The 18,946-nt window shown below is 69.2% G+C and carries 17 protein-coding genes, 3 tRNA genes and 3 pseudogenes; 10 read left to right on the forward strand and 13 right to left on the reverse strand.

All coding sequences use genetic code 11. The annotated features are described in order from the left end of the window. Positions 1-8 precede the first annotated feature (8 nt). The 3 genes from ABZ953_RS01685 to ABZ953_RS01695 all read right to left on the reverse strand — a co-directional run bounded on the left by ABZ953_RS01685 (position 9) and on the right by ABZ953_RS01695 (position 3,348). Positions 9-1,985, reverse strand: coding sequence for an ABC transporter permease (locus ABZ953_RS01685; protein ID WP_361714930.1), 1,977 nt, complete (start codon positions 1,983-1,985; stop codon positions 9-11). Positions 1,986-2,005: 20 nt separating this feature from the next. Then, positions 2,006-2,812 (reverse strand): molybdate ABC transporter substrate-binding protein, encoded by an 807-nt coding sequence (modA, locus tag ABZ953_RS01690; protein WP_361714933.1) that lies wholly within the window; start codon positions 2,810-2,812, stop codon positions 2,006-2,008. A gap of 137 nt (positions 2,813-2,949) precedes the next feature. Next, on the reverse strand, positions 2,950-3,348 hold the full coding sequence (locus ABZ953_RS01695) for a helix-turn-helix transcriptional regulator (RefSeq protein ID WP_361714936.1): 399 nt from the start codon (positions 3,346-3,348) through the stop codon (positions 2,950-2,952). 1,182 nt (positions 3,349-4,530) lie between these two features. On the opposite strand from ABZ953_RS01695, the gene ABZ953_RS01700 reads away from it, so the two are divergent. Together ABZ953_RS01700 and ABZ953_RS01705 are read left to right on the forward strand one after the other, a co-directional pair. Next, the gene (locus ABZ953_RS01700; protein ID WP_361714939.1) at positions 4,531-4,977 is read left to right on the forward strand and encodes a hypothetical protein; all 447 of its coding nucleotides are present in this window, start codon (positions 4,531-4,533) and stop codon (positions 4,975-4,977) included. A gap of 5 nt (positions 4,978-4,982) precedes the next feature. Next, positions 4,983-5,621 carry a hypothetical protein gene (locus ABZ953_RS01705; RefSeq protein WP_361714942.1) on the forward strand — a complete coding sequence of 213 codons (639 nt, stop codon included), beginning with the start codon at positions 4,983-4,985 and terminating at the stop codon, positions 5,619-5,621. A 125-nt stretch (positions 5,622-5,746) separates the two neighbouring features. Here ABZ953_RS01705 and ABZ953_RS01710 read toward each other — a convergent pair whose 3' ends face one another. Next, entirely contained in the window at positions 5,747-7,576 is a 1,830-nt protein-coding gene (locus tag ABZ953_RS01710; protein WP_361714945.1) for a hypothetical protein, read from the reverse strand. Here ABZ953_RS01710 and ABZ953_RS01715 point away from each other — a divergent pair. Then, positions 7,526-7,936, forward strand: a pseudogene (locus ABZ953_RS01715) (type I-E CRISPR-associated endonuclease Cas1); the annotation flags it as partial. The gene ABZ953_RS01710 and the pseudogene ABZ953_RS01715 sit on opposite strands and share 51 nt — an antisense overlap. Continuing rightward, positions 7,933-8,280 (forward strand): type I-E CRISPR-associated endoribonuclease Cas2e, encoded by a 348-nt coding sequence (gene cas2e / locus ABZ953_RS01720; protein ID WP_361714948.1) that lies wholly within the window; start codon positions 7,933-7,935, stop codon positions 8,278-8,280. The pseudogene ABZ953_RS01715 and the gene cas2e, both read left to right, overlap by 4 nt. A gap of 575 nt (positions 8,281-8,855) precedes the next feature. Here the strand turns inward: cas2e and ABZ953_RS01725 are convergent. Then, a complete protein-coding gene (locus tag ABZ953_RS01725; RefSeq protein WP_361715649.1) occupies positions 8,856-9,329 on the reverse strand; it encodes a carboxymuconolactone decarboxylase family protein in 474 nt (157 codons plus the stop codon). Between the two features lie 336 nt (positions 9,330-9,665). Beyond that, positions 9,666-10,421: an XRE family transcriptional regulator gene (locus tag ABZ953_RS01730; protein ID WP_361714951.1), complete on the reverse strand. Its 756-nt coding sequence runs from the start codon at positions 10,419-10,421 to the stop codon at positions 9,666-9,668. Between the two features lie 179 nt (positions 10,422-10,600). Here ABZ953_RS01730 and ABZ953_RS01735 point away from each other — a divergent pair, with 179 nt between their 5' ends. Then, on the forward strand, positions 10,601-11,119 hold the full coding sequence (locus ABZ953_RS01735; protein ID WP_361714954.1) for a hypothetical protein: 519 nt from the start codon (positions 10,601-10,603) through the stop codon (positions 11,117-11,119). An 86-nt stretch (positions 11,120-11,205) separates the two neighbouring features. Here ABZ953_RS01735 and ABZ953_RS01740 read toward each other — a convergent pair whose 3' ends face one another. The 3 genes and pseudogenes from ABZ953_RS01740 to ABZ953_RS01750 all read right to left on the reverse strand — a co-directional run. Beyond that, positions 11,206-11,613 (reverse strand): PIN domain nuclease, encoded by a 408-nt coding sequence (locus tag ABZ953_RS01740; protein WP_361714957.1) that lies wholly within the window; start codon positions 11,611-11,613, stop codon positions 11,206-11,208. Further along, on the reverse strand, positions 11,610-11,843 hold the full coding sequence (locus ABZ953_RS01745) for a type II toxin-antitoxin system VapB family antitoxin (RefSeq protein WP_073724608.1): 234 nt from the start codon (positions 11,841-11,843) through the stop codon (positions 11,610-11,612). The genes ABZ953_RS01740 and ABZ953_RS01745 overlap by 4 nt, the downstream gene beginning before the upstream one ends. 249 nt (positions 11,844-12,092) lie before the next feature. Further along, a pseudogene (locus ABZ953_RS01750) lies at positions 12,093-12,188 on the reverse strand (carboxymuconolactone decarboxylase family protein); the annotation flags it as partial. Between the two features lie 61 nt (positions 12,189-12,249). On the opposite strand from ABZ953_RS01750, the pseudogene ABZ953_RS01755 reads away from it, so the two are divergent. After that, a pseudogene (locus ABZ953_RS01755) lies at positions 12,250-12,351 on the forward strand (carboxymuconolactone decarboxylase family protein); the annotation flags it as partial. A gap of 145 nt (positions 12,352-12,496) precedes the next feature. On the opposite strand, the gene ABZ953_RS01760 reads toward ABZ953_RS01755, so the two are convergent. Continuing rightward, positions 12,497-13,627 carry a helix-turn-helix transcriptional regulator gene (locus tag ABZ953_RS01760; RefSeq protein ID WP_361714961.1) on the reverse strand — a complete coding sequence of 377 codons (1,131 nt, stop codon included), beginning with the start codon at positions 13,625-13,627 and terminating at the stop codon, positions 12,497-12,499. Between the two features lie 158 nt (positions 13,628-13,785). Here ABZ953_RS01760 and ABZ953_RS01765 point away from each other — a divergent pair, with 158 nt between their 5' ends. Next, positions 13,786-14,364 (forward strand): hypothetical protein, encoded by a 579-nt coding sequence (locus ABZ953_RS01765; RefSeq protein WP_361714964.1) that lies wholly within the window; start codon positions 13,786-13,788, stop codon positions 14,362-14,364. A 152-nt stretch (positions 14,365-14,516) separates the two neighbouring features. Here ABZ953_RS01765 and ABZ953_RS01770 read toward each other — a convergent pair. The 3 genes from ABZ953_RS01770 to ABZ953_RS01780 form a co-directional block, all read right to left on the reverse strand. Next, positions 14,517-14,593 (reverse strand) — tRNA-Ile (locus tag ABZ953_RS01770). Positions 14,594-14,769: 176 nt separating this feature from the next. Then, positions 14,770-14,842, reverse strand: a tRNA-Asn gene (locus ABZ953_RS01775). A 5-nt stretch (positions 14,843-14,847) separates the two neighbouring features. Further along, positions 14,848-14,920, reverse strand: a tRNA-Asn gene (locus ABZ953_RS01780). 181 nt (positions 14,921-15,101) lie between these two features. Here ABZ953_RS01780 and ABZ953_RS01785 point away from each other — a divergent pair. From ABZ953_RS01785 to ABZ953_RS01795, 3 genes are all read left to right on the forward strand, one after another. Beyond that, positions 15,102-15,407 (forward strand): YtxH domain-containing protein, encoded by a 306-nt coding sequence (locus tag ABZ953_RS01785; protein ID WP_361714967.1) that lies wholly within the window; start codon positions 15,102-15,104, stop codon positions 15,405-15,407. Positions 15,408-15,566: 159 nt separating this feature from the next. Then, positions 15,567-16,994 carry an FGGY family carbohydrate kinase gene (locus ABZ953_RS01790; RefSeq protein WP_361714970.1) on the forward strand — a complete coding sequence of 476 codons (1,428 nt, stop codon included), beginning with the start codon at positions 15,567-15,569 and terminating at the stop codon, positions 16,992-16,994. Between the two features lie 196 nt (positions 16,995-17,190). Further along, positions 17,191-18,924, forward strand: coding sequence for an ABC transporter ATP-binding protein (locus ABZ953_RS01795; RefSeq protein WP_361714973.1), 1,734 nt, complete (start codon positions 17,191-17,193; stop codon positions 18,922-18,924). Positions 18,925-18,946: the final 22 nt, after the last annotated feature.

Here is an 18,946-nt window from a genome sequence, read left to right on the forward strand (position 1 = left end):
ACCGGGCCTCAGAGCGCGACGACCGAAACCTCCGTGGCCTTCACACTCGTCCACACCTCCGACCCGTCCGCGAGGCCGAGGTCGAGTGCGGCCTGCGGAGTGATCTCGGCGATCAGGTCGGGCGCCTCGCGCGAGGCGATCAGGACGCGCAACCGGCTGCCCGCGGCGGTGATCTCCCGTACCGTGCCCGGCCATACGTTGCGCGGGCTGCCCTCGGGCCGCTCGCGGTGCACGGACACCGCCTCCGGGGCGATGACGGCGAGCGCCCGCGCCCCCGCCTCCAGCGGATCGGCGACGACCAGGCGCCCCTCTCCCGCGAGCGCGAGCGAACCGTCGGCGTCCGCGGTGCCGGGCCAGGCGTTGCGGCCGAGCATGCGGGCCACCCAGGGCGAGCGCGGGTGCCGGGTGACCTCGGCGGGCGGCGCGTCCTGCAACGTACGGCCTTCGTCGAGTACGAGGACCCGGTCGGCCAGCGAGACGGCCTCGACGGGGTCGTGCGTGACGATGAGGCACACCCCGCCGAACCCGTCGAGGTGCCGGCGCAGGGTGTGGCGGACGTGGGCGCGGGTGGTCTGGTCGAGGGCGGCGAGCGGCTCGTCGAGGAGCAGCAGCCGGGGCCGCGCGGCCAACGCCCGCGCCAGCGCGACCCGTTGGGCCTGGCCGCCGGAGAGCTGTGCGGGCTTGCGGTGTGCGAGGTGTCCGACGCCGAGCCGGTCGAGCCACGTCCGTGCCTCCCGGCGGGCCTCGGCCCGCCGGACGCCCTGCGCGCGCAGTCCGTAGGCGGTGTTGCCGAGGGCGTTGAGGTGCGGGAAGAGGGCGCCTTCCTGGGGGACCCAGGCCACCCCGCGGCGGTGCGGCGGCAGCCCGGTGACGTCGCGCTCGCCGAGCCGCAGCCGGGCGTGGGCGCGCGGGGTCAGGCCGAGGAGGGCGCGCAGCAGGGTGGTCTTGCCCGCGCCGTTGGGTCCGACGACGGCGATGGTGGTGCCGGGTTCGGCGTCGAGGGTGAGTTCGTTGTGGCCGGTGACGTCGGCGTGCAGGGCCCACTGCCCGCCCGGCCCCCCGTCCTTCACGGCCGGGGCGACCTCCGGAACCCCGCGCTCGCCCTCCATGGAGCCCTCACCCTCCTTGGAGCCCTCACCCTCCTCGGAGTCGGTGGGAACGGGCTCCCGCACCCCCCGCCCGGCGGCCCCCGTCGTCCACCGCCCGCGCAGCCCGGCGAGAACGGCCATGGCGATGGCGAGCAGCAGCAGGGACAGCGAGGTCGCGGCCTCCGGGGACTCCTGGAGCAGCAGGTACACCTGGAGGGGCAGGGTCTGCGTGGTCCCCGGCAGGTTCCCCGCGAAGGTGATGGTCGCCCCGAACTCGCCGAGGGCCCGCGCCCAGGTCAGCGCGGCGCCCGCGATGAGCCCCGGGGCGACCATCGGCAGGGTGACGGTGAGGAACACCCGTACCGGGGAGGCGCCGAGCGAGGCGGCCGTCTCCTCGAAGCCGGGCCGCAGACCGCCGAGGGCGCCCTCCAGGCTGATGACGAGAAACGGCATGGCGACGAAGGTCGCCGCGACGACGGCACCTGACGTATGGAAGGGGAGCACGATCCCGAAGGTGTTCTCCAGCCAGGGCCCGAGCAGCCCGCGCCGCCCGAACCCGAGCAGGAGCGCGACGCCGCCGACGGTGGGCGGCAGCACCATCGGCAGCAGCACGAGGGACCGTACGAGCGCCTTCCCCCGGAACTCCACCCGGGCAAGGAGCCAGGCCAGCGGCACCCCGAGCACCAGGGAGAGCCCGAGCGCCCAGAAGGACACGAGCAGCGACAGCTTCAGGGCCTGGGTGACGCCGGGGGCGCTCAGGTGTGTGCCGAGGTCGCCCCACTCGGTCCGGGCGAGAATGCCGACGAGCGGCATCAGCAGGAACGCGACGGCGAGCAGGGCGGGAACGGCAAGGGTGAGCGGCGGACGCGTACGGACGCGTGAACGTGAACGGAGCATGGCAGTGGCTGCTACGGCTTCTACGGCTTCTGGAAGCCCGCGTCCCGCAGAATCTTCTGCGCTTCGGGCGTGCTGAGCCACTTCACGAACCCGGCGGCGGCGTCACCGTTCTTCGACCCCTTGAGGGTCGCGGCCGGGTAGGAGGCGACGGCGTTCTGCGCGTCGGGGATCGTCACGGCGTCGACCTTGTCGGGAGCGGTGGCGGCGTCCGTCCGGTACACGATGCCTGCGTCGGCCTCGCCGAGCTCGACCTTGCTGAGGACGGAGCGGACGTTGGCCTCCTTGGAAACGGGCTTCACGGAGACGTTCTGGGCATCGAGCACCTGCTTGCTGTACCGCCCGACGGGCACGGTGTCATCGGCAAGCACGACCTTCAACTTACTGTCGCCGAGATCCTTGAGCCCCTTCACCTTCTCCGGATTGCCCTCACGGGTGGCGATGACGAGCCGGTTCTTGGCGATGACGGTGGGCTGTCCGGTCTCCCCCTTCAGCCCGTCCATGGTCTTGGTGTCGGCGGTGACCAGGACATCGGCGGGCGCCCCCTGCTTGACCTGCGCGGCAAGCTCCTGCGACCCGGCAGGCGAGACGGTGATGTCCGTCCCCGGGTGCGCCTTCTCGTACGTCTTCTCGGCGGTGGCGAAGACATCGGTGAGGGAAGAGGCGGCAAGAACGGTGAGCTTCACGCTCTTGCCCCCACCACCCCCAACCCCCTCCTTACCCTCACTGTCGTCATCACTCCCACAGGCGGCGAGGGGGACGAGCAGCGCGGCGGTCACGAGAGCGGCGGCGGTACGGCGGACGGTGCGAGCGGAGAACGTCGGGGACATACAGGGCTCCTGGCATTGGGTGAGCGGAGGGGGGCCGAAGGGCAGAAACGGGAAACCGAAAGCGGAATGCGAACGCGAGCCGAACCAATCCGGTGCTGCCCGTACTGCTTGTACTGCCTGTACTGCCTGTACTGCGCTCAGGCCCGATCGATATGAACGTTGGTGGACTTCACCCGGGCGGTGGCCTGCATCCCGACCTCGAGGCCGAGCTCCTCCACCGCCTCCCTGGTCAGCAGCGAGACCAGCCGGTGCGGACCCGCCTGAATCTCCACCTGGGCAGCCACGTCACCGAGCTTCACAGCGGTGACGATGCCGGGAAAGGCGTTACGAGCGGTGGTGTACGAGACCTCGTCCTCCCCCGCCCCACCGCCCTGCGCGACCTCGACGGAGAAGGCGGCAAGATCCCGCCCATCAATGAGCCGCCGCCCGCCTTCATCCCGGTGCGTGACAACGCGACCGGCGTCGGCCCAACGACGAGCGGTATCGGGACTGACCCCGAGCAGACGCGCGGCCTGCCCAATTGTGTAGGACTGCATGTGCGACAAGATACGGCCGATTGCCTAGCATCTCGAAAACTTCAGCCGGATCTACATCGCACCTGCGACCCCCCTCGTAGAAACACCCAACCCTCCGCACACCCCCGCCACCCAACTCTCCCCCACCCCACACAGCGCACCCGACACCCTGCACTCACCCCAGACGGACGTAAGCACGACAAGGCATGCAGCCTCACGACTCAGCCCCCCAAGGCCCACCGCCGCCCACTACATTCCCGATGGAGCACCCCCAGGCCACACCTCCCGCCCCCCAAGGAGCCCAGCCATGCCGACCAAGCCGGGACAGGCCCGCAGCCCCCACCCCCATACGCCCCAATTGTCGCACTCCGCAAAAGACAACAAAAACAGCACCTTCGCCCAATAAGAGCGCAGGTCACGCCCTGTGGTCCCCGCGCATGCGGGGGTGGTCCCGTATAGCTGGTGCCGCCGGTGGTCCCGAGGTCGTGGTCCCCGCGCATGCGGGGGTGGCCCCCGCCTCGCCACCCGGACGGGCAGCACTGCCGGGTGGTCCCCGCGCATGCGGGGGTGGTCCCCAGGGTGCCGGGGAGGGCTGCGGACCTCCGCCTCGGACGGCTTCAGTACCTGTACCGACAGGACAACGCAGGCGCCGTGGCCGCGCTGGCCAGGCTCCGGCGCTGTGTGGGCAAAGACGGGCTGCTGGAACTAGCCGCAATATGGGCCGAGTTGCACTCCGACGCTAAGAACGGATACGGAGACGGGTGAGGGCCGTACGCCTCCTCCGCTGGGTCAGGACGTATAACAAGCAGCGTGAACTGGCCGAGGAGAGGGCTGTATTCCTCGCTGCTACTCTTTGGCCCCTTCACTAACAGCCCGCCAAAGAGGCCGACATGCACTCACGCGGCTGGGCCGCGCTCTTCCGCTACGCGGCTGTCGACCAAGCCGTTCGACGTCCGTGCTTCCACGGAAGCCTTCTGCCGTCTGCTGATCTGATCACACCCTGCCACGGGCGTTCTGTCGTGTCAGCAGGATCAGCCAGCTCCCACCCGAAGCCGATCGGGGTGCAGGTCAGGTGGCGGTCTGCGGAGCGGATTCATTCACTTGTGAGGAGCACCGATGTCTGGGCGGAGCCGGCTGTTAATTCAAGCGATGGCTATGGAAATTCTGGGGACAGCCAGTCGCTGCGCATGTCATGGTCGAGTCATGAAGAAGATCGCAACGTTAGCCACTGCGGCGCTCGCAGCGAGCACGCTTCTCGTCGGTCTGGCCACACCCGTGAACGCGGCGCCCGACTGGAACAAGCGCATCAGGTGCAAGCAGAAGGACTGGGAAGGCAGAACCATCCCGACCCGTTATGGCAACAGCAAGTTCGGCTGGAACCACTTCACTCATAGGCACAACATCAAGAAGTGCAAGGTCGTCGAAGGCCCGCTCAACGGAAAGCCGGACAAGAGGGACGGCGCACGGCTTGAGTACTACGGTGTCGCCATCAACGGCAGCCGCCACGTGAAGATCGTCGTCATCGTCCAGTGGGCCCGTAAGACGAGCGATGGTGACTACGATGCAGGCCGAGGCCAGAAGATCGGCGTCATCAACGCGTTCTGCAAGAATCAGCCCCAAAACAAGTGTCCAAACTGGGTGAGTCAATGACATCCATGCACGCCGAGATCGCGGAGCAGCAGGCGGACATTACCCGTCTGCTACTCCACCATGTCCATGCGCCAGTCACCGGCACGCACTTCATTCGGGGCGTCCTACCCGCATCTGCGCCGTCTTCGGTGATCCGCGTTGTTATGGGTGAAGCGAACGCCTACGCGCCGGATGAGCTGATCGCTTACGAGATCCCTCTGCAATGGGACAGCGAACCAGCCACGGCGCACGGCATTACGGCGCTTCTACGTACCCTCGTCACGGATACCCGCATCTACTCGAGTGAGCGCATCAGCCAGGTGATGGGCATGCTCCTCGTCCGCGTGGACCTCTCAGCCCTGGAGGCACCGGCCCCCACCACGGACGACCGCGCTCTCGTGATCCTGCGCTGCTTCGCTCAGCCATACACGGAAGAGGAGCCGAGCCCTCTGCTGCGCGGATTCTGCTTCCGGGACGAGGACCGACTGCGTCTTTACCTCAACGCCGCAGACGCCCCCGAGGCCATCGCCGTAGACGTGCGCCCGTCAAACGCCACCACTGCCTTGCTGGCCTCCCTGCCGTCGCTGCTCGACGAAGAGCAGTACTGGACAGAGGACGACTCCGATCCACACTGCACCCACGTCGTGAACCTCACTGACTGGTAGCCCAGATGGTGCTGGTGCGGGTCGGGGGGCTTGGGGCGCTACTCCGCGGGGTCTTCGTCGAGCGAGGCCAGAACTGCAAGACGTAGTGCTCAACGCCGTGAGGGACTCCGTGGCGCGCTTTTCCTTTACCTCGGCACGCCCACTGCAAACTGCCCGGACCTGCCAGGTTCCTGGTCCCGACGACAAAGTGACCGGTTCTGGCATCGGACCACCGGCGACTCCGCGTACTTCGAGACTCCCTGACGTGCAGACAATCTCCGCAAGGCCGGATGCCTCCCAGCTGCCAGCCGGCTCCGACGGCTCTGTGTCCCATACTTCGACGACCAGCGTGGCGGTGTGCGTGTGGCCGCGGCGGCGGCCGCGCGGTCCATGTCGCCGTGGGGCCAGTAGATGTCGCCTTCGACGCGGTGTTGGCGGCCCGCCCAGCCCAGGGTCTGCGCGGTGTCGTGCGCTGTGGGGAAGTCGCCGGCGAGGCGGGCAAGGTGGGCCAGGCCCCGGCGGGCCGCGGGGGCGAGGCGGCCGGTTCCGTTGGCGACAAGCTGCATGCCGTGGCGGGAGGAGGCGGAGTCTCCGAGGTCGCGCTGCGCCTTGGCAAGGTAGTAGACGGTCATTTCGTGCAGGTCGGCGGGCAGCAGTTGGGTGCGTGCGACGGCGGCGAGGCGGGAGACGGTCAGTGAGCGGTGCTCGTGCTGGCGGCGGGCAAGTGTCGCCAGGAGTTCGACGAGAGCGGCGGCCGCCGTCACCATGCCGTCATCGGCGTCGTGCCGGGCCGGCGGGGCGAGCGGTTCCCATACCGAGTCGCCGACGTAGGCCCAGGCGGCGTCGGCCAGCCAGTTCAGGTCGAGACGGAAGTCGCGGGCCAGGGCTAGGCCCTGGCGCAGGCAGCCGACCAGCAGCGTCCGTTGGGGGCCGGTGCGGGCCTGGAACTGTTCGCCGAGCGCGGTCAGCGCGCGCTGGGCGGCCTGTTCCCAGTCGCGTGCCGTCCAGCGGTCGTCGGTCTGGTCGTCGGCACCGCGGACGGTGGAGCGGATCAGCCCGTGCAGGTGGTAGGGCCACAGGCCGAAGGCGTTCTCGCGGACGAAGGGCCGCTCGATCAGCCGCAGGGCCGGTGCTTGGTGGGTCAGTCCGGCGGCTGCGGTGGCCAGGTCCAGGTCGAAGGAGTCGAGAAGGGCCACGGAGCGCAGGACGTGCCGCTCGTTGGCGGTGAGGTCGGACAGGGTGCGGGCGATCAGCGCCGGGAAGTCGTGGTCGAAGTCGGTCGGCTGCGGCGTGCGGCCGGTGCGGCGGATCTCCAGGAACCGCATCACCGACAGATCGAGGTAGAGCGGCAGACCGTGGGAGCGGTCGCTGATGACCTGCCGGATCTCCTGGCTGATGAGGGGTTCGCCCTCGTGGGTGAGGCGGCGGGCGAGGTGGTCGTCACAGTCCTCGGGGGAGAAGTCACCGACCAGGATCTGGCGTCCGTGGCCGTGGGGTGGCCGGGCGGCGCGGGCGGCCGGGACAGCGGCGGGGACTGCCAGGCCCGGCCAGGCGGCCGGGCCGGTGTAGTCGAGCTGCCCCTGGAGAGCGGGGTCGGCCCATTGCAGGCGGGAGCGGCCGGTGATGACGAAGAAGCAGTTCGGCATCAGCCACACCAGCCGCTGGATGAGGCGTTCCAGGTCGCGGTGGGTGCGGTCGCCGACGTCCTCGAAGGTGTCCAGCAGGATCACCGGCATGACGCGCTGGTCCGCCGGGAGCCGGGCGAGCTCCCACGTCAGCAGATGGGGATAGAAGGACAGGGCTTCCAGGTCGGCCTCGGCCTCCAGGAGGTCCGCCAGCCGCGCGCACCCGGCGAGCGCCCGTACGGTCTGGCGCCGCTCGCGCAGCGCCCCGGCCAGGGAGCCGATCACCGCACCGACCGCCCTCCCAACCAGGCGGTCACCGCTGCGGCCCAGTGCATGTACGGCGTCGCCCACTCCGTCGTCTCCGCCCTCGGCTGTTCACCCGCCCTCGGATTCGTGCACTCCGGCCATGAACGGTCCTTCGTGCTCAACGTGGCCGACCTCTACAAGACGGACATAGCCATCCCGGCGGCTTTCGACGCGGCTGCCGAGGGCCCGGAGGATGTCGCCTCCCGTACCCGCAGAGCCCTGCGCGACCGCATCAGCCGGACGAACTTGCTCGATCGGTGTGTACAGGACATCAAGAACCTCCTCGGCTACTCCGGAAGACCGGACACCACAGCTGCGGAGCAGGACCACATGTCCTTGCAGTCGGACAGCGGCACGCAGGTCGAGGGTGGCCGGAACTACGCCACGGACGAGCCGATCTGGTGACGATCATCGTCCTCGCCAACTGCCCCCCAGGACTCCGAGGGTTTCTCACTCGCTGGCTCCTGGAAAGCTCCCCGGGCGTCTTCCTGGGCGCACCCAATGCCCCAATACGGGACATCCTCTGGGCAGAAGTCCGCCAGTACGCGGGGCAGGGCCGCGCGCTGCTCGCCTACCAGACCGACAACGAGCAGGGCTTCGCCTTCGAAACCCACGACCACGCTTGGCACCCCACCGACCACGAGGGCCTCACCCTGCTCCACCGACCGTCCACCACCACCCAGCAGCCCTCACCGCCTCGGGAGGGCTGGAGCAAGGCATCTAAACGACGCCGCTTCGGTGGACGCTGAGGCTGAGGAGGACGACCGGACGACCGATAGCTGTTCTATTCCGATAGGGGTCGATTGCCAGTAATGCGCGATTTCCTCAGAACAGGTAGAAACCGCGCCCTGGCCCCCTAAACAAGGAGGTCAGATCCTGTGGTCCCCGCGCGTGCGGGGGTGGTCCCCACAGCGTGTCGACATCGCCTGCAGCCGCAGAGTGGTCCCCGCGCGTGCGGGGGTGGTCCCTTGGCGACCTTGTCCCAGACGGCCTTGATGCCGTGGTCCCCGCGCGTGCAGGGGTGGTCCCGAGACGAGAGGCGAGGTGCCGGGCAGCACCGCGTGGTCCCCGCGCGTGCGGGGGTGGTGCCACATCGAACGCCGCCCCACCATGGCAATGCAGGTGGTCCCCGCGCGTGCGGGGGTGGTCCCTTGAAGGAAGGCCACACGTACGCCTTCTTTGCGTGATCCCCGCTCGTGCGGGGGCCGACACCCGCACGGCTCCAGCCGCGCCATCGAGGCGTAGCCTCCGCTCGCGGCGGCGGTCACGAACTGAAGCCTTCGCGCGCAAGCTGACCGAGCCGGACGAACCGGCAGTGGCCGCGTCAGCCGAACTGCCCCGGCTCATAGTCCCCGGCCGGCTGGCGGGTCATCACATTGCCTCGGTTGAAGGCGTTGATCACGGCGATCTGGGCCACCAGAGTGGCGAGCTGCTCCTCGTCGTAGTGCTTCGCCGCGTTCGCCCAGACCTCGTCCGAGACGCCGGTGCTCGCGTCCGCGAGGCGCGTGCCCTGTTCCGTCAGTTCCAGGGCCGCGCGCTCCGCGTCGGTGAAGACCGTGGCCTCGCGCCAAGCCGCGACCAGGTGAACGCGGACCGCACTCTCACCGGCCGCAAGGGCATCCTTGGTGTGCATGTCGAGGCAACCGCTGCAGCCGTTGATCTGGCTCGCGCGGATCTTCACCAGTTCCAACGTCGCAATCGGCACCGACATCCCGGCCAGCGCCGCGTTCGCCGCGATGATGTGCTTCCACACCTTGCCTGCGACCGGATTGTCGCGCATGTTCAAGCGGGCATCCATGGTGGTCACGGTGAGCTCCTCCGTCGTCGACGTCTGTACCCATGGGACGGATCGCGAGCCCCGCGTTGTGACATGGGCGGCGGATTCACCCGGTCCGGCGGGTCCCGTTCCTGCTCGGTCAACGCCTCCGGCAACACAGGGTGGGGCGACTAACTCGCCCAGCAATGCCGACAGACCCGGCAACGAGGTGGCTTCCGAGCTGCTGCCCTCGGTGGGCTCCACCGGGGACTGCGTGAGCGGCGCTATGCGTTCATTGGGCCCGGGGCCGGAGGCGGCTGCTCAACCGGGAGCTGCATCGCGAGGCCCCGAAGAGCAATTCGCTTGGGCACCGCCGCTCTAGTCCGGGGCTCGGCTGTACTGCTCCAACACCGCTTTCGACGTCCCGGCCTCTATGAGTCGCAGCTCCCACGGGCCGGTGTTGATATCGAACTCCTTGCCGAACCCCACCCACTTACCGCCCATCCGGCGCCCGGTCGGCTCGGCCAGCATCTGCAGGGCCCCGAAGTAGCGGGCGCCGCGGTAGTACCCGTCTACCGCGGTCTGTTCGGTCCATGTGCCCGTGACCGTCGCGCCGTCGAGCTGCAGATCGAGCGCGAGCGGGCTGTCCGGGTTGAGCGAGGCGCCGGGCAGGCTACGGCCGGTGAGCCGGGCGCCGTGCTGCAACAACACGACGTAGTGCTTCCCGGTGTAGACCTCCCCGCCCCGACCGCTCGACACGTACTCGTACGTTGACAGCCACACCCCCGAGTAGTTCCCGCGGAGCGCGGTGTGCGGCGCACCTTGGCTCGCTGGAACGGTGAGGGCCGGGTCGTCGAGGTCGTGACCGCCCTGCCCGTCCTCGGACACGACAACAGCGGAGGCGCCGAACCCGAGCGCCTCGATGGGCATTCCGGTGACGCGCTCCAGAGCGCGCGCGTACAACGGGCGAGGGGCGGCGGTATCGCCGGACTCCCACCGCTGCACGAGCCTCTTGGACGCGTCGTTGGGCTGGCCGAGTTGCTGCCCCGCGTCACGGACCGCGCGGGCGAACTCGTCCTGGGACAGGATCAGGCCCTTGCGGACCGCCTGCAGTGTCACGTTCGGCGTCGCCATGTGATCGACGGTACGCCCACGCGCTCGCGAATGACACCGAAATGACGCCCCCTATGACGCCGATATGACGTCGCATTCGTCGTCGCGCCCGGTACGGAAACAAAGACACCGTGATCTACACAGAGCCCCGGCGGCCGTGTGACCGGCCCCCGGGCATGGCCGACCAGGTAGGAGCCGACATGACCGACAGCACGAGCCGATCTCTGAGCGTGGGAAGCGGCACATTCCCGCAGTCGGTGAACGCGGCCTTCGACTGGCTGGCGCGCGCTCAGCAAGAGCCGCAGCAAGTCCACCGGGAGTGGCGAGAGCGGGGCATCGCCCTGCTGCCGCTCGGCAAAAGGTTCAACTCGGTGTGCCTGCCCGCACCGATCGTGCACGCAGGCGCCGGTACCGACGACCTCGACGTGGTGACCCGGACGCTGGCCGAGCTGCTCCGCGGCCCAGTCATCCACAACGCCCCGCAGAACACGTACTACGCCCTGGTCGACAAGGGCCCGACGGCACGGTGGCGCTACCCCCACGAGGCTCCGATGCTGGGCGCCGGGCACTTCCTGAGCGTGCCCGCCTCCGACCTCCACGGCCCGACCGGCCTGCACTGGGCGATGCGTCCCCGCATCGTCGGCGACCTGTGCCCCGTGCCGGCCGTCGCCGCGCTCGTCCACATCGCCCGCGGCGCGCTCGCTGGAGGGCACCCGTGAGCCTCATCGAGAACATCGAGCTGAGCAGGCATGAGCGGGGCCATCCCCGCAGGTGAGGGGATGGCCTCGAATGCCGCCGCCAGCAGTCAGGCGCGTACGTCCCGCTGCTGCACTTCCTTCAGGACAGTCGCCACCGTGGCGAAGTCGTTGTCCACGTGGAGCACCATGTGACCGTGATGGGCCGCTGTCGCACACACCAAGAGATCGATGGCTCCGGCGGCTCGGTGCTGCCCCTGCTGGGTCAGCTTGTACTGCGCGGTATCGACCCAGCGCCACGCATTCTTGGGAACCGGCGAGAACTGGCAGAGAGCATCCAACTCTTCGGCCAACTCATCCCGGTGGGCCGGACTTGTGGCCGAGTAGAGGAACTCCGCCCGCGTGGGCTCACAGATATGAAACACGCCGGCGGCGATGTGCCCTTCCCAGGGCCGCAACGCCCCTGGAGTGCGGAAGAGATGCCACAGAGCGGAAGTGTCGAGGAGGTACGTGATCACTCGAAGGCTGCCCGCCGGGCGCGCTTGGCAGCCGCGTGCGCCGCAGCCGCAGCCTCGAACTCACCCCGTTCGCCCCGCGCGGCCAACTTTTCGGCAGCCTCCAGCCGCTTGATGCGCGCCACGTAGTCCCGCAGAGCCCCGTTGACCGTCTCTTTTTTCGTCGAGACACCCATGAGCCGCATCGCCTCGGCCAGCGCCTCGTCATCGAGATCAACCTGGGTAACAGACACACCAGCCACCCCTCACCACGAGTACATGATGTACATAACCATGATACATCACCAACATCCCCTACCAAGCCCATCACGCGGCAGAGGCGACCCGATCGCCGAGAGGCCGCGAACCACGGACACCACCACACCCCTGGCCAGGCACGCCCCGCCGCGCATCGAGCCGTGGTCTCCGCTCGCGGTGGCGGTCACGAACCGAAGCCGTCGCGCACAGGCTGAGCGAAGCCGGACGAACCGGTAGCGGCCGCGTCAGCCGAACTGGCCCGGCTCATAGTCCCCGGTCGGCTGGCGAGTCATGACATTGCCCCGGTTGAAGGCGTTGATCACGGCGACCTGGCCACCAAGGTCGCGAGCTGCTGAGGCGGACCGCGCTCTCACCGGCGGCAAGGGCGTCTTTGGTGTGCATGCCGCCCCGGAACTGGCGGAACAGGGCACGCGCCTCGCGGACGCGAGCACCGGCGTCTCGGACGAGGCCTGGGCGAACGCCGCGAAGCACTACGACGAGGACGGGTTCTGTCGCGAGTCTTGGACACTTTCCCGTCACACATACTCATGCGTACGGCCGAGAGGGGCCCCAGTATTCAACCGGGTCGCTCCCCCACTCTGAGCCCCCTTCTACCTTCGGGTGGGAGGGAGGCCTCCGTCATGCCTCGTCAGCTCGGCACCACTTCACGCGCCGTGTCGGCCAGCCAAGAGGGACCGTTCCTCTCGATGACGCGCAACGTCGTTCGCAGGCGTCTGCGGTTACGTGATGAGGCCACGTTGCGCAGGATCGGCGGTAGGCGCAGCAGGGGCTCCTCGGCCTGCTGCCAAGCCCCGAGCCGGACGAGGGCGTCGAGCTCGGCGGTGGCGTAGTACAAGGCTCCGCGCCCAGTCGGGTTGATCGCAGCGACCAGCTCCCGGGTCCGCTCAAAGCCCGGCACGGCACGCGCGGGCTGATCCAGCAACAGAGCGACCTCCGCCTCATGCCCGGTGACTTCAAGGTCGTTGACCCACCACGACCACAGCGGATCACGAGGGTCCAGGGAATCCTCCAAGCTGCTGCGAGCCCTCCCGATCGCATGCCGTGCCCGCGCGTGATCACCGGCTGCGGCAAGGGCACGGCCCCGCCGAAGCTCGGTGAGTAGCGCCACACGCGGAGGGACGCCGCGTCCAGTGATCTCCTCGCAGAGGGCCAGGGCCTCTCCCACCCGGCCGCTTGCGACGGCCTCCATGGACAGGAGATCCATGGCGAACCACTGCATAGGGCAGTCGCCCGCGCTCCGTGCCGTGTGCAGGGACTCCAACCAAGCAGCCCGAGCCTCGTCATGGCGCGCCGCATCGAACAGCAACCAGCCTGCGATCTCCGCGAGCTCGGCGACAACACGCAGATGAGCCTTGTCGCCCTCTGTGATCTTCGCGCGTTCGGAGCGCCACACCTGGATCGCCGCATCCGCCACATGGTCGCCGCCGTGCGCGTTGTCGTGGGCGAGCAGCCACCCCGCCCGTTCCAGCACGACGGCGTGCGGGTGATCATCCTGCGGTTCATCGACCTCCCCGCGGGCCCGTGCCGCGAGGCCAATCAGTTCGGCCGCGGGAACGCCGAGGACCGTGGCGAGGGGAGCCGGCCACGCGTCCGGCAACCGCTGCCCGCGCTCCCATCGGGAGACCTCGTTGCGGGTCAGTGTGGCCGTGCCGCTGAGCAGGCATAACCGTGCGGCGAGCTGGGCCTGCGACAGCTGGACGTGCTTGCGCAGAGCCGCGAGGTGCGCGCCGAAATCACGCCGTGCAGTCACGTGGTCCATACAAGAGACCTCCCACCCGCCACGCTACCTGCGCAACTGGCCCCCAGCGGGCCCCTAGTGGGCACCTCCCCCGTACTGACGACGCGCTTCGATGGGGAAACGGACCCCGGCGACCGTGTCAACGGCCCCCGGGCATGGCCGACCAGGTAGGAGCCGACATGACCGACAGCATGAGCCGATCTCTGAGCGTGGGAAGCGGTGCGTTCCCGCAGTCGGTGAGCGCGGCCTTCGACTGGCTGGCGCGCGCTCAGCAGGAGCCGCAGCAAGCCCACCGGGGGTGGCGGGAGCGGGGTATCGCCCTGTTGCCGCTCGGTAAGCGGTTCAACTCGGTGTGCCTGCCCGGACGGATCGTGTATGCGGGCGTCGGTCCCGACGACCTCGACGTGGTGACCCGGACGCTGGCCGAGCTGCTCCGCGGCCCGGTCATCCACAACGCCCCGCAGAACACGTACTACGCGCTGGTCGAGAAGGGCCCGACGGCACGGTGGCCCTACCCCGACGAGGCTCCGATGCTGGGCGGTGCGGCCTGGAGGGCACCCGTGAGCCTCATGGAGAAGGGCGAGCTGGTGCGGCACGAGCAGGAGGTCTACGAGATCCTCCTCCTGCACACCGTGGAGTGCGACGCCTGTAGGGCCGAGGAGGAGTGCGAGGAAGCGGCACGGGTCCGGCGGGCGCTACGCGAGACCCGGCTCGTCCTCCACCGCGCCGCCGAGCCTGCCGCGGCCAACGATGAATGAGGGCTCTCGCTAGATGAGTGAGAGCTCTCGCTGATCGTCGAGGAGGGCAACCTCTTGATCGGCCGACGACCACTCGCACGCCACTCAGAAGAGGGCCGCTCGGGGGTTTGCGCGGTTGACGCAGGTGGAATCGTTCCTGCGCCACCACGCGATGGTGGGGCGGGTGGGACTCGAACCCACGGCCGACGGATTATGAGTCCGCTGCTCTAACCGGCTGAGCTACCGCCCCTAACGGCGCGTCGCGCACATTTGTGCGCGCCGTCTGCCGCAGCATAGCCGCTCATACGATCTCCTGCTTCGGATGGTCGGCATCGCTCGACCATGAGGACCTCACGGCTGCCCGCATGGTTCCACCGGGCACGGAAAAGGACCCCCGAGGTGCTCCTCGGGGGTCCTTCCGTACAGCTCTCCCGACTGGACTCGAACCAGTAACCTGCCGGTTAACAGCCGGCTGCTCTGCCAATTGAGCTACAGGAGACCGAGCTCCCCCGACTGGACTCGAACCAGTAACCTGCCGGTTAACAGCCGGCTGCTCTGCCAATTGAGCTACAGGGGATCGTCTCGTTGCATCGAACGCACCTACCTGGGAACTCTCCGGGCGGCGGGCGGTCGCTGCGACACATACATTAGCGCAAGCAGGGGGGTGCTCCGCCAATCGGTATCCCTCAGGCGATCAACAGGCGACCAGCAGGCGAGCGACAGACGTGCGAAGCCGACGCAAGGAAAGGGTGGCAGCCATGCGGTACCGGCTCACATTCGTGGTGGGACTGGCCCTCGGGTACGTGCTCGGGACCCGGGCCGGACGCGAGCGCTATGAGCAGTTGAAGAAGTCCGCTCGTGAGATCTCGCAGAACCCGGCCGTGCGCAACACCGTCGAGTCCGCGACGCAGCAGGGGCGTGAGGTGGCGGGCAAGGCCTTCCACTCGGTGTCCGAGAAGGTCGGGGACAAGATGCCCGACGCGGTGGCCGACCGGGTCCGCTCCCTGCGCGAGCAGCGGGGGCCTGGCGGCGCCGAGGACGACTGGGGCACCAGCAACACCTGAGTGGAGTGAGACGCGGGCCGCCCCCTAAAGGCTGACTCCGGGGCGGCCCGCGCCCAGAGGGATGCGTCCAGCGGGATGCGCCCAGAAGGATCATGCTGAGGGATCACGTAGAGCGAACACAGGTACGGACCCCGCCCCCCGTGCGGCAGAATTCCACGTATGGGGATAGTCGCAGGGCTGGACAGTTCGCCCGATTTCACGCGCATCGTGGTCTGTGACGCAGACACGGGCGCCGTACTCAAGCAGGGCTATGCCCCGCATCCGCTCGAGAGCGCCGAGGGCGGGTCCAGGCCGTCCGACGTCGATCCACAGGCTTGGCTGCTCTCTCTCGGCGAGGCAGCGGGCGGGGGACTGCTCGAAGGCGTGCAGGCCATCGGCGTCTCCGCCCAGCAGAACGCGCTCGTACCGCTTGACCAGCACGGCAACACCGTGCGGCCCGCGATGATCGGCAACGACCGGCGGGCGCAGGTCTCCGCCGTCGACCTCATCGACCGGCTCGGCGGCCGCGAGGCCTGGGCGCAGGCCGTGGGGTGCGTGCCGCAGTCCGCGCATCCGGTGACGAAGCTCCGCTGGCTGGCGAAGACGGAGCCGGACGCCGCGCGGCGGATCGCCGCCCTCATGCAGGCCCCGGACTGGCTCGTCTGGCAGCTGCTCGGCAGGCCCGCCCGGCGCACGACCGACCGCGGCGGCGCCTCGGGCACCGGCTACTGGTCCGCGGCGAGCGGCTCGTACCGCCCCGACCTCGTCGAACTGGCCCTGGGCCACCAGGCGATGCTGCCCGAGGTGATCGGGCCCGCCGAGGCCGCGGGTACGACGCCCGAGGGGCTGCTGATCTCCGCGGGTACCGGCGAGACGATGGCGGCGGCCTTCGGGCTCGGGGTGCAGCAGGGCGACGCGGTCGTGTCGCTCGGCGCCTCGGGGTCCGTGATGGCCGTGCACCACGAGGCGCTGACCGACGGCCGCGGCATCGTCACCTCGCTCGCGGACGCCACCGGGCTGCACCTGCCGGTGGTCCACACGCAGAACGCCGTACGGGTGCTGCGCGGCACGGCAGAGATGCTCGGCGTCGCGGACCTGCAGGAGCTCTCCGACCTCGCCATGAAGTCGACGCCGGGCGCGCACGGGCTCGTACTCCTCCCCTATCTGGAGGGCGAGAAGACGCCGAACCTGCCGCATGCGGCGGGGACGCTGACCGGGCTGCGGCGCGAGTCGATGAAGCCCGAGCATCTGGCGCGGGCCGCGTTCGAGGGCATGCTGTGCGGCCTCGGGGACGCGCTCGACGTACTGCGGGGGCGTGGGGTGGAGGTGCGGCGAGTGTTCCTGCTCGGCGCCGCCGCGGAGCTGCCCGCCGTGCAGGCCGCGGCGCCGATGCTGCTCGGTACGCAGGTCGTGGTGCCGCAGCCCGCGGACTACGCGGCGATCGGCGCGGCGCGGCAGGCGGCGTGGGCGCTGACCGGGCAGTTGCCGCTCTGGCAGGGGGCCGCGGCGCAGGTGTTCGAGCCGGGCGAGGAGCTCGCGGTGGGGCAGGCGGTGCGGCAGCAGTACGTGACCGTGCGGGAGCAGTCCCATCCGGGGGCTTTTGCCTAGGCCTGGGGTGCCTACCCAGGCGCCACGCACGGCCCGTCCGTGGTGTCCAAGATCCTTAAGTGGTCCCACTTCTTTACCCGGGCTGAAATTTGACCCGGTCATGGGTTAATCAGTTGCACGCCCCCGGGTCGGGTGTCGCAGGATTGGTGTCGACCTCGCCCAACTTGCCGACACCCGACTCCTCGAGAGACCGAGCGTGCTCATAAGACTCCTGCGGACGTACCTGGGTCCGTATCAGAAACCCATCGCCCTGCTGGTGCTGCTGCAGTTCCTGCAGACGTGCGCCGCGCTCTATCTGCCCAGCCTGAACGCCGACATCATTGACAACGGTGTCGTCGAGGGAGACACGGGCTACATCCTCAGCTTCGGCGGCATCATGATCGCCGTCACCGTCGTGCAGATGGTCTGCAACATCGGGGCCGTCTTCTACGGTGCGCGGACCTCCGCCGCCCTCGGCCGTGACGTCCGGGCCGCCGTCTTCGACCGTGTGCAGTCGTTCTCCGCGCGCGAGGTGGGCCAGTTCGGGGCGCCGTCGCTGATCACGCGGACCACCAATGACGTCCAGCAGGTGCAGATGCTGGTCCTGATGTCGTTCACGCTGATGGTGTCCGCGCCCATCATGTGCGTCGGCGGCATCGTGATGGCGCTCGGCCTTGACGTGCCGCTCTCCGGCGTCCTTGTCGCCGTCGTGCCCGTGCTCGGCATCAGCGTGAGCCTGATCGTGCGGCGGCTGCGGCCCCTGTTCCGCACCATGCAGGTGCGCCTCGACACGGTGAACCGGGTGCTGCGCGAGCAGATCACCGGCAACCGCGTCATCCGCGCCTTCGTCCGCGACGACTACGAGAAGGAGCGCTTCCGGAAGGCCAACGCCGACCTCACCGACGTCTCGCTCAACACCGGCAAGCTGCTCGCGCTGATGTTCCCGATCGTCATGACCGTCGTGAACATCTCCTCGATCGCGGTGGTGTGGTTCGGCGCGCACCGCATCGACAGCGGCGGCATGCAGATCGGCGCGCTCACCGCGTTCCTCGCCTATCTGATGCAGATCGTGATGTCCGTGATGATGGCCACCTTCATGTTCATGATGGTGCCGCGCGCGGAGGTCTGCGCCGAGCGCATCGAGGAGGTCCTGGACACCGACAGCAGCGTGGTGCCCCCGGCCGCCCCCGTACGCGAGCTGCGCAGCCACGGTCACCTGGAGATCCGGGACGTGGGCTTCCGCTACCCCGGCGCCGAGGAGCCCGTCCTCAAGTCCGTCCACCTGGTCGCCCGGCCCGGCGAGACGACCGCCGTGATCGGGTCGACCGGCAGCGGCAAGTCGACGCTGCTCAGCCTCGTACCGCGGCTGATCGACGCGACCGAGGGCGAGGTCCTGGTCGGCGGCGTGGACGTCGGCACCGTCGAACCCGCGCTGCTCGCGAAGACCGTGAGCCTGGTGCCGCAGAAGCCGTACCTGTTCGCCGGGACCGTGGCGAGCAACCTGCGCTACGGAAACCCCGACGCCACCGACGAGGAGCTCTGGCACGCGCTGGAGGTCGCCCAGGCCAAGGAGTTCGTCGAGGGCCTTGAGGAAGGCCTGGCCGCGCCCGTGTCGCAGGGCGGCACCAACGTCTCCGGCGGGCAGCGCCAGCGCCTCTCCATCGCGCGCACGCTCGTACAGCGCCCCGAGATCTACCTCTTCGACGACTCGTTCTCCGCGCTCGACTACGCGACCGACGCGGCGCTGCGGGCCGCGCTCGGCCGTGAGACCGCCGAGTCGACCGTCGTCATCGTCGCCCAGCGGGTGTCCACCATCCGGGACGCCGACCGCATCGTGGTCCTCGACGAGGGCCGGGTCGTGGGCACGGGCCGCCATCACGAGCTGATGGAGAGCAATGAGACCTACCGGGAGATCGTCCTCTCCCAGCTGACGGAAGCGGAGGCCGCGTAATGCCCCCTGGCATGGGTGGACC

It is taken from the genome of Streptomyces sp. NPDC046465 (genome assembly GCF_040646035.1).
Taxonomy (GTDB): domain Bacteria; phylum Actinomycetota; class Actinomycetes; order Streptomycetales; family Streptomycetaceae; genus Streptomyces.

Bases quoted from the DNA above. Each gene is read 5' to 3' on its own strand.
- ABZ953_RS01700 (WP_361714939.1), top strand. From the start codon at position 4,531: ATGAAGAAGATCGCAACGTTAGCCACTGCGGCGCTCGCAGCGAGCACG.
- modA (WP_361714933.1), bottom strand. From the start codon at position 2,812: ATGTCCCCGACGTTCTCCGCTCGCACCGTCCGCCGTACCGCCGCCGCT.
- ABZ953_RS01705 (WP_361714942.1), top strand. From the start codon at position 4,983: ATGCACGCCGAGATCGCGGAGCAGCAGGCGGACATTACCCGTCTGCTA.
- ABZ953_RS01760 (WP_361714961.1), bottom strand. From the start codon at position 13,627: ATGGACCACGTGACTGCACGGCGTGATTTCGGCGCGCACCTCGCGGCT.
- ABZ953_RS01790 (WP_361714970.1), top strand. From the start codon at position 15,567: ATGGGGATAGTCGCAGGGCTGGACAGTTCGCCCGATTTCACGCGCATC.
- ABZ953_RS01785 (WP_361714967.1), top strand. From the start codon at position 15,102: ATGCGGTACCGGCTCACATTCGTGGTGGGACTGGCCCTCGGGTACGTG.
- ABZ953_RS01695 (WP_361714936.1), bottom strand. From the start codon at position 3,348: ATGCAGTCCTACACAATTGGGCAGGCCGCGCGTCTGCTCGGGGTCAGT.
- ABZ953_RS01725 (WP_361715649.1), bottom strand. From the start codon at position 9,329: ATGGATGCCCGCTTGAACATGCGCGACAATCCGGTCGCAGGCAAGGTG.
- ABZ953_RS01685 (WP_361714930.1), bottom strand. From the start codon at position 1,985: ATGCTCCGTTCACGTTCACGCGTCCGTACGCGTCCGCCGCTCACCCTT.
- ABZ953_RS01730 (WP_361714951.1), bottom strand. From the start codon at position 10,421: ATGGCGACGCCGAACGTGACACTGCAGGCGGTCCGCAAGGGCCTGATC.
- ABZ953_RS01765 (WP_361714964.1), top strand. From the start codon at position 13,786: ATGACCGACAGCATGAGCCGATCTCTGAGCGTGGGAAGCGGTGCGTTC.
- ABZ953_RS01735 (WP_361714954.1), top strand. From the start codon at position 10,601: ATGACCGACAGCACGAGCCGATCTCTGAGCGTGGGAAGCGGCACATTC.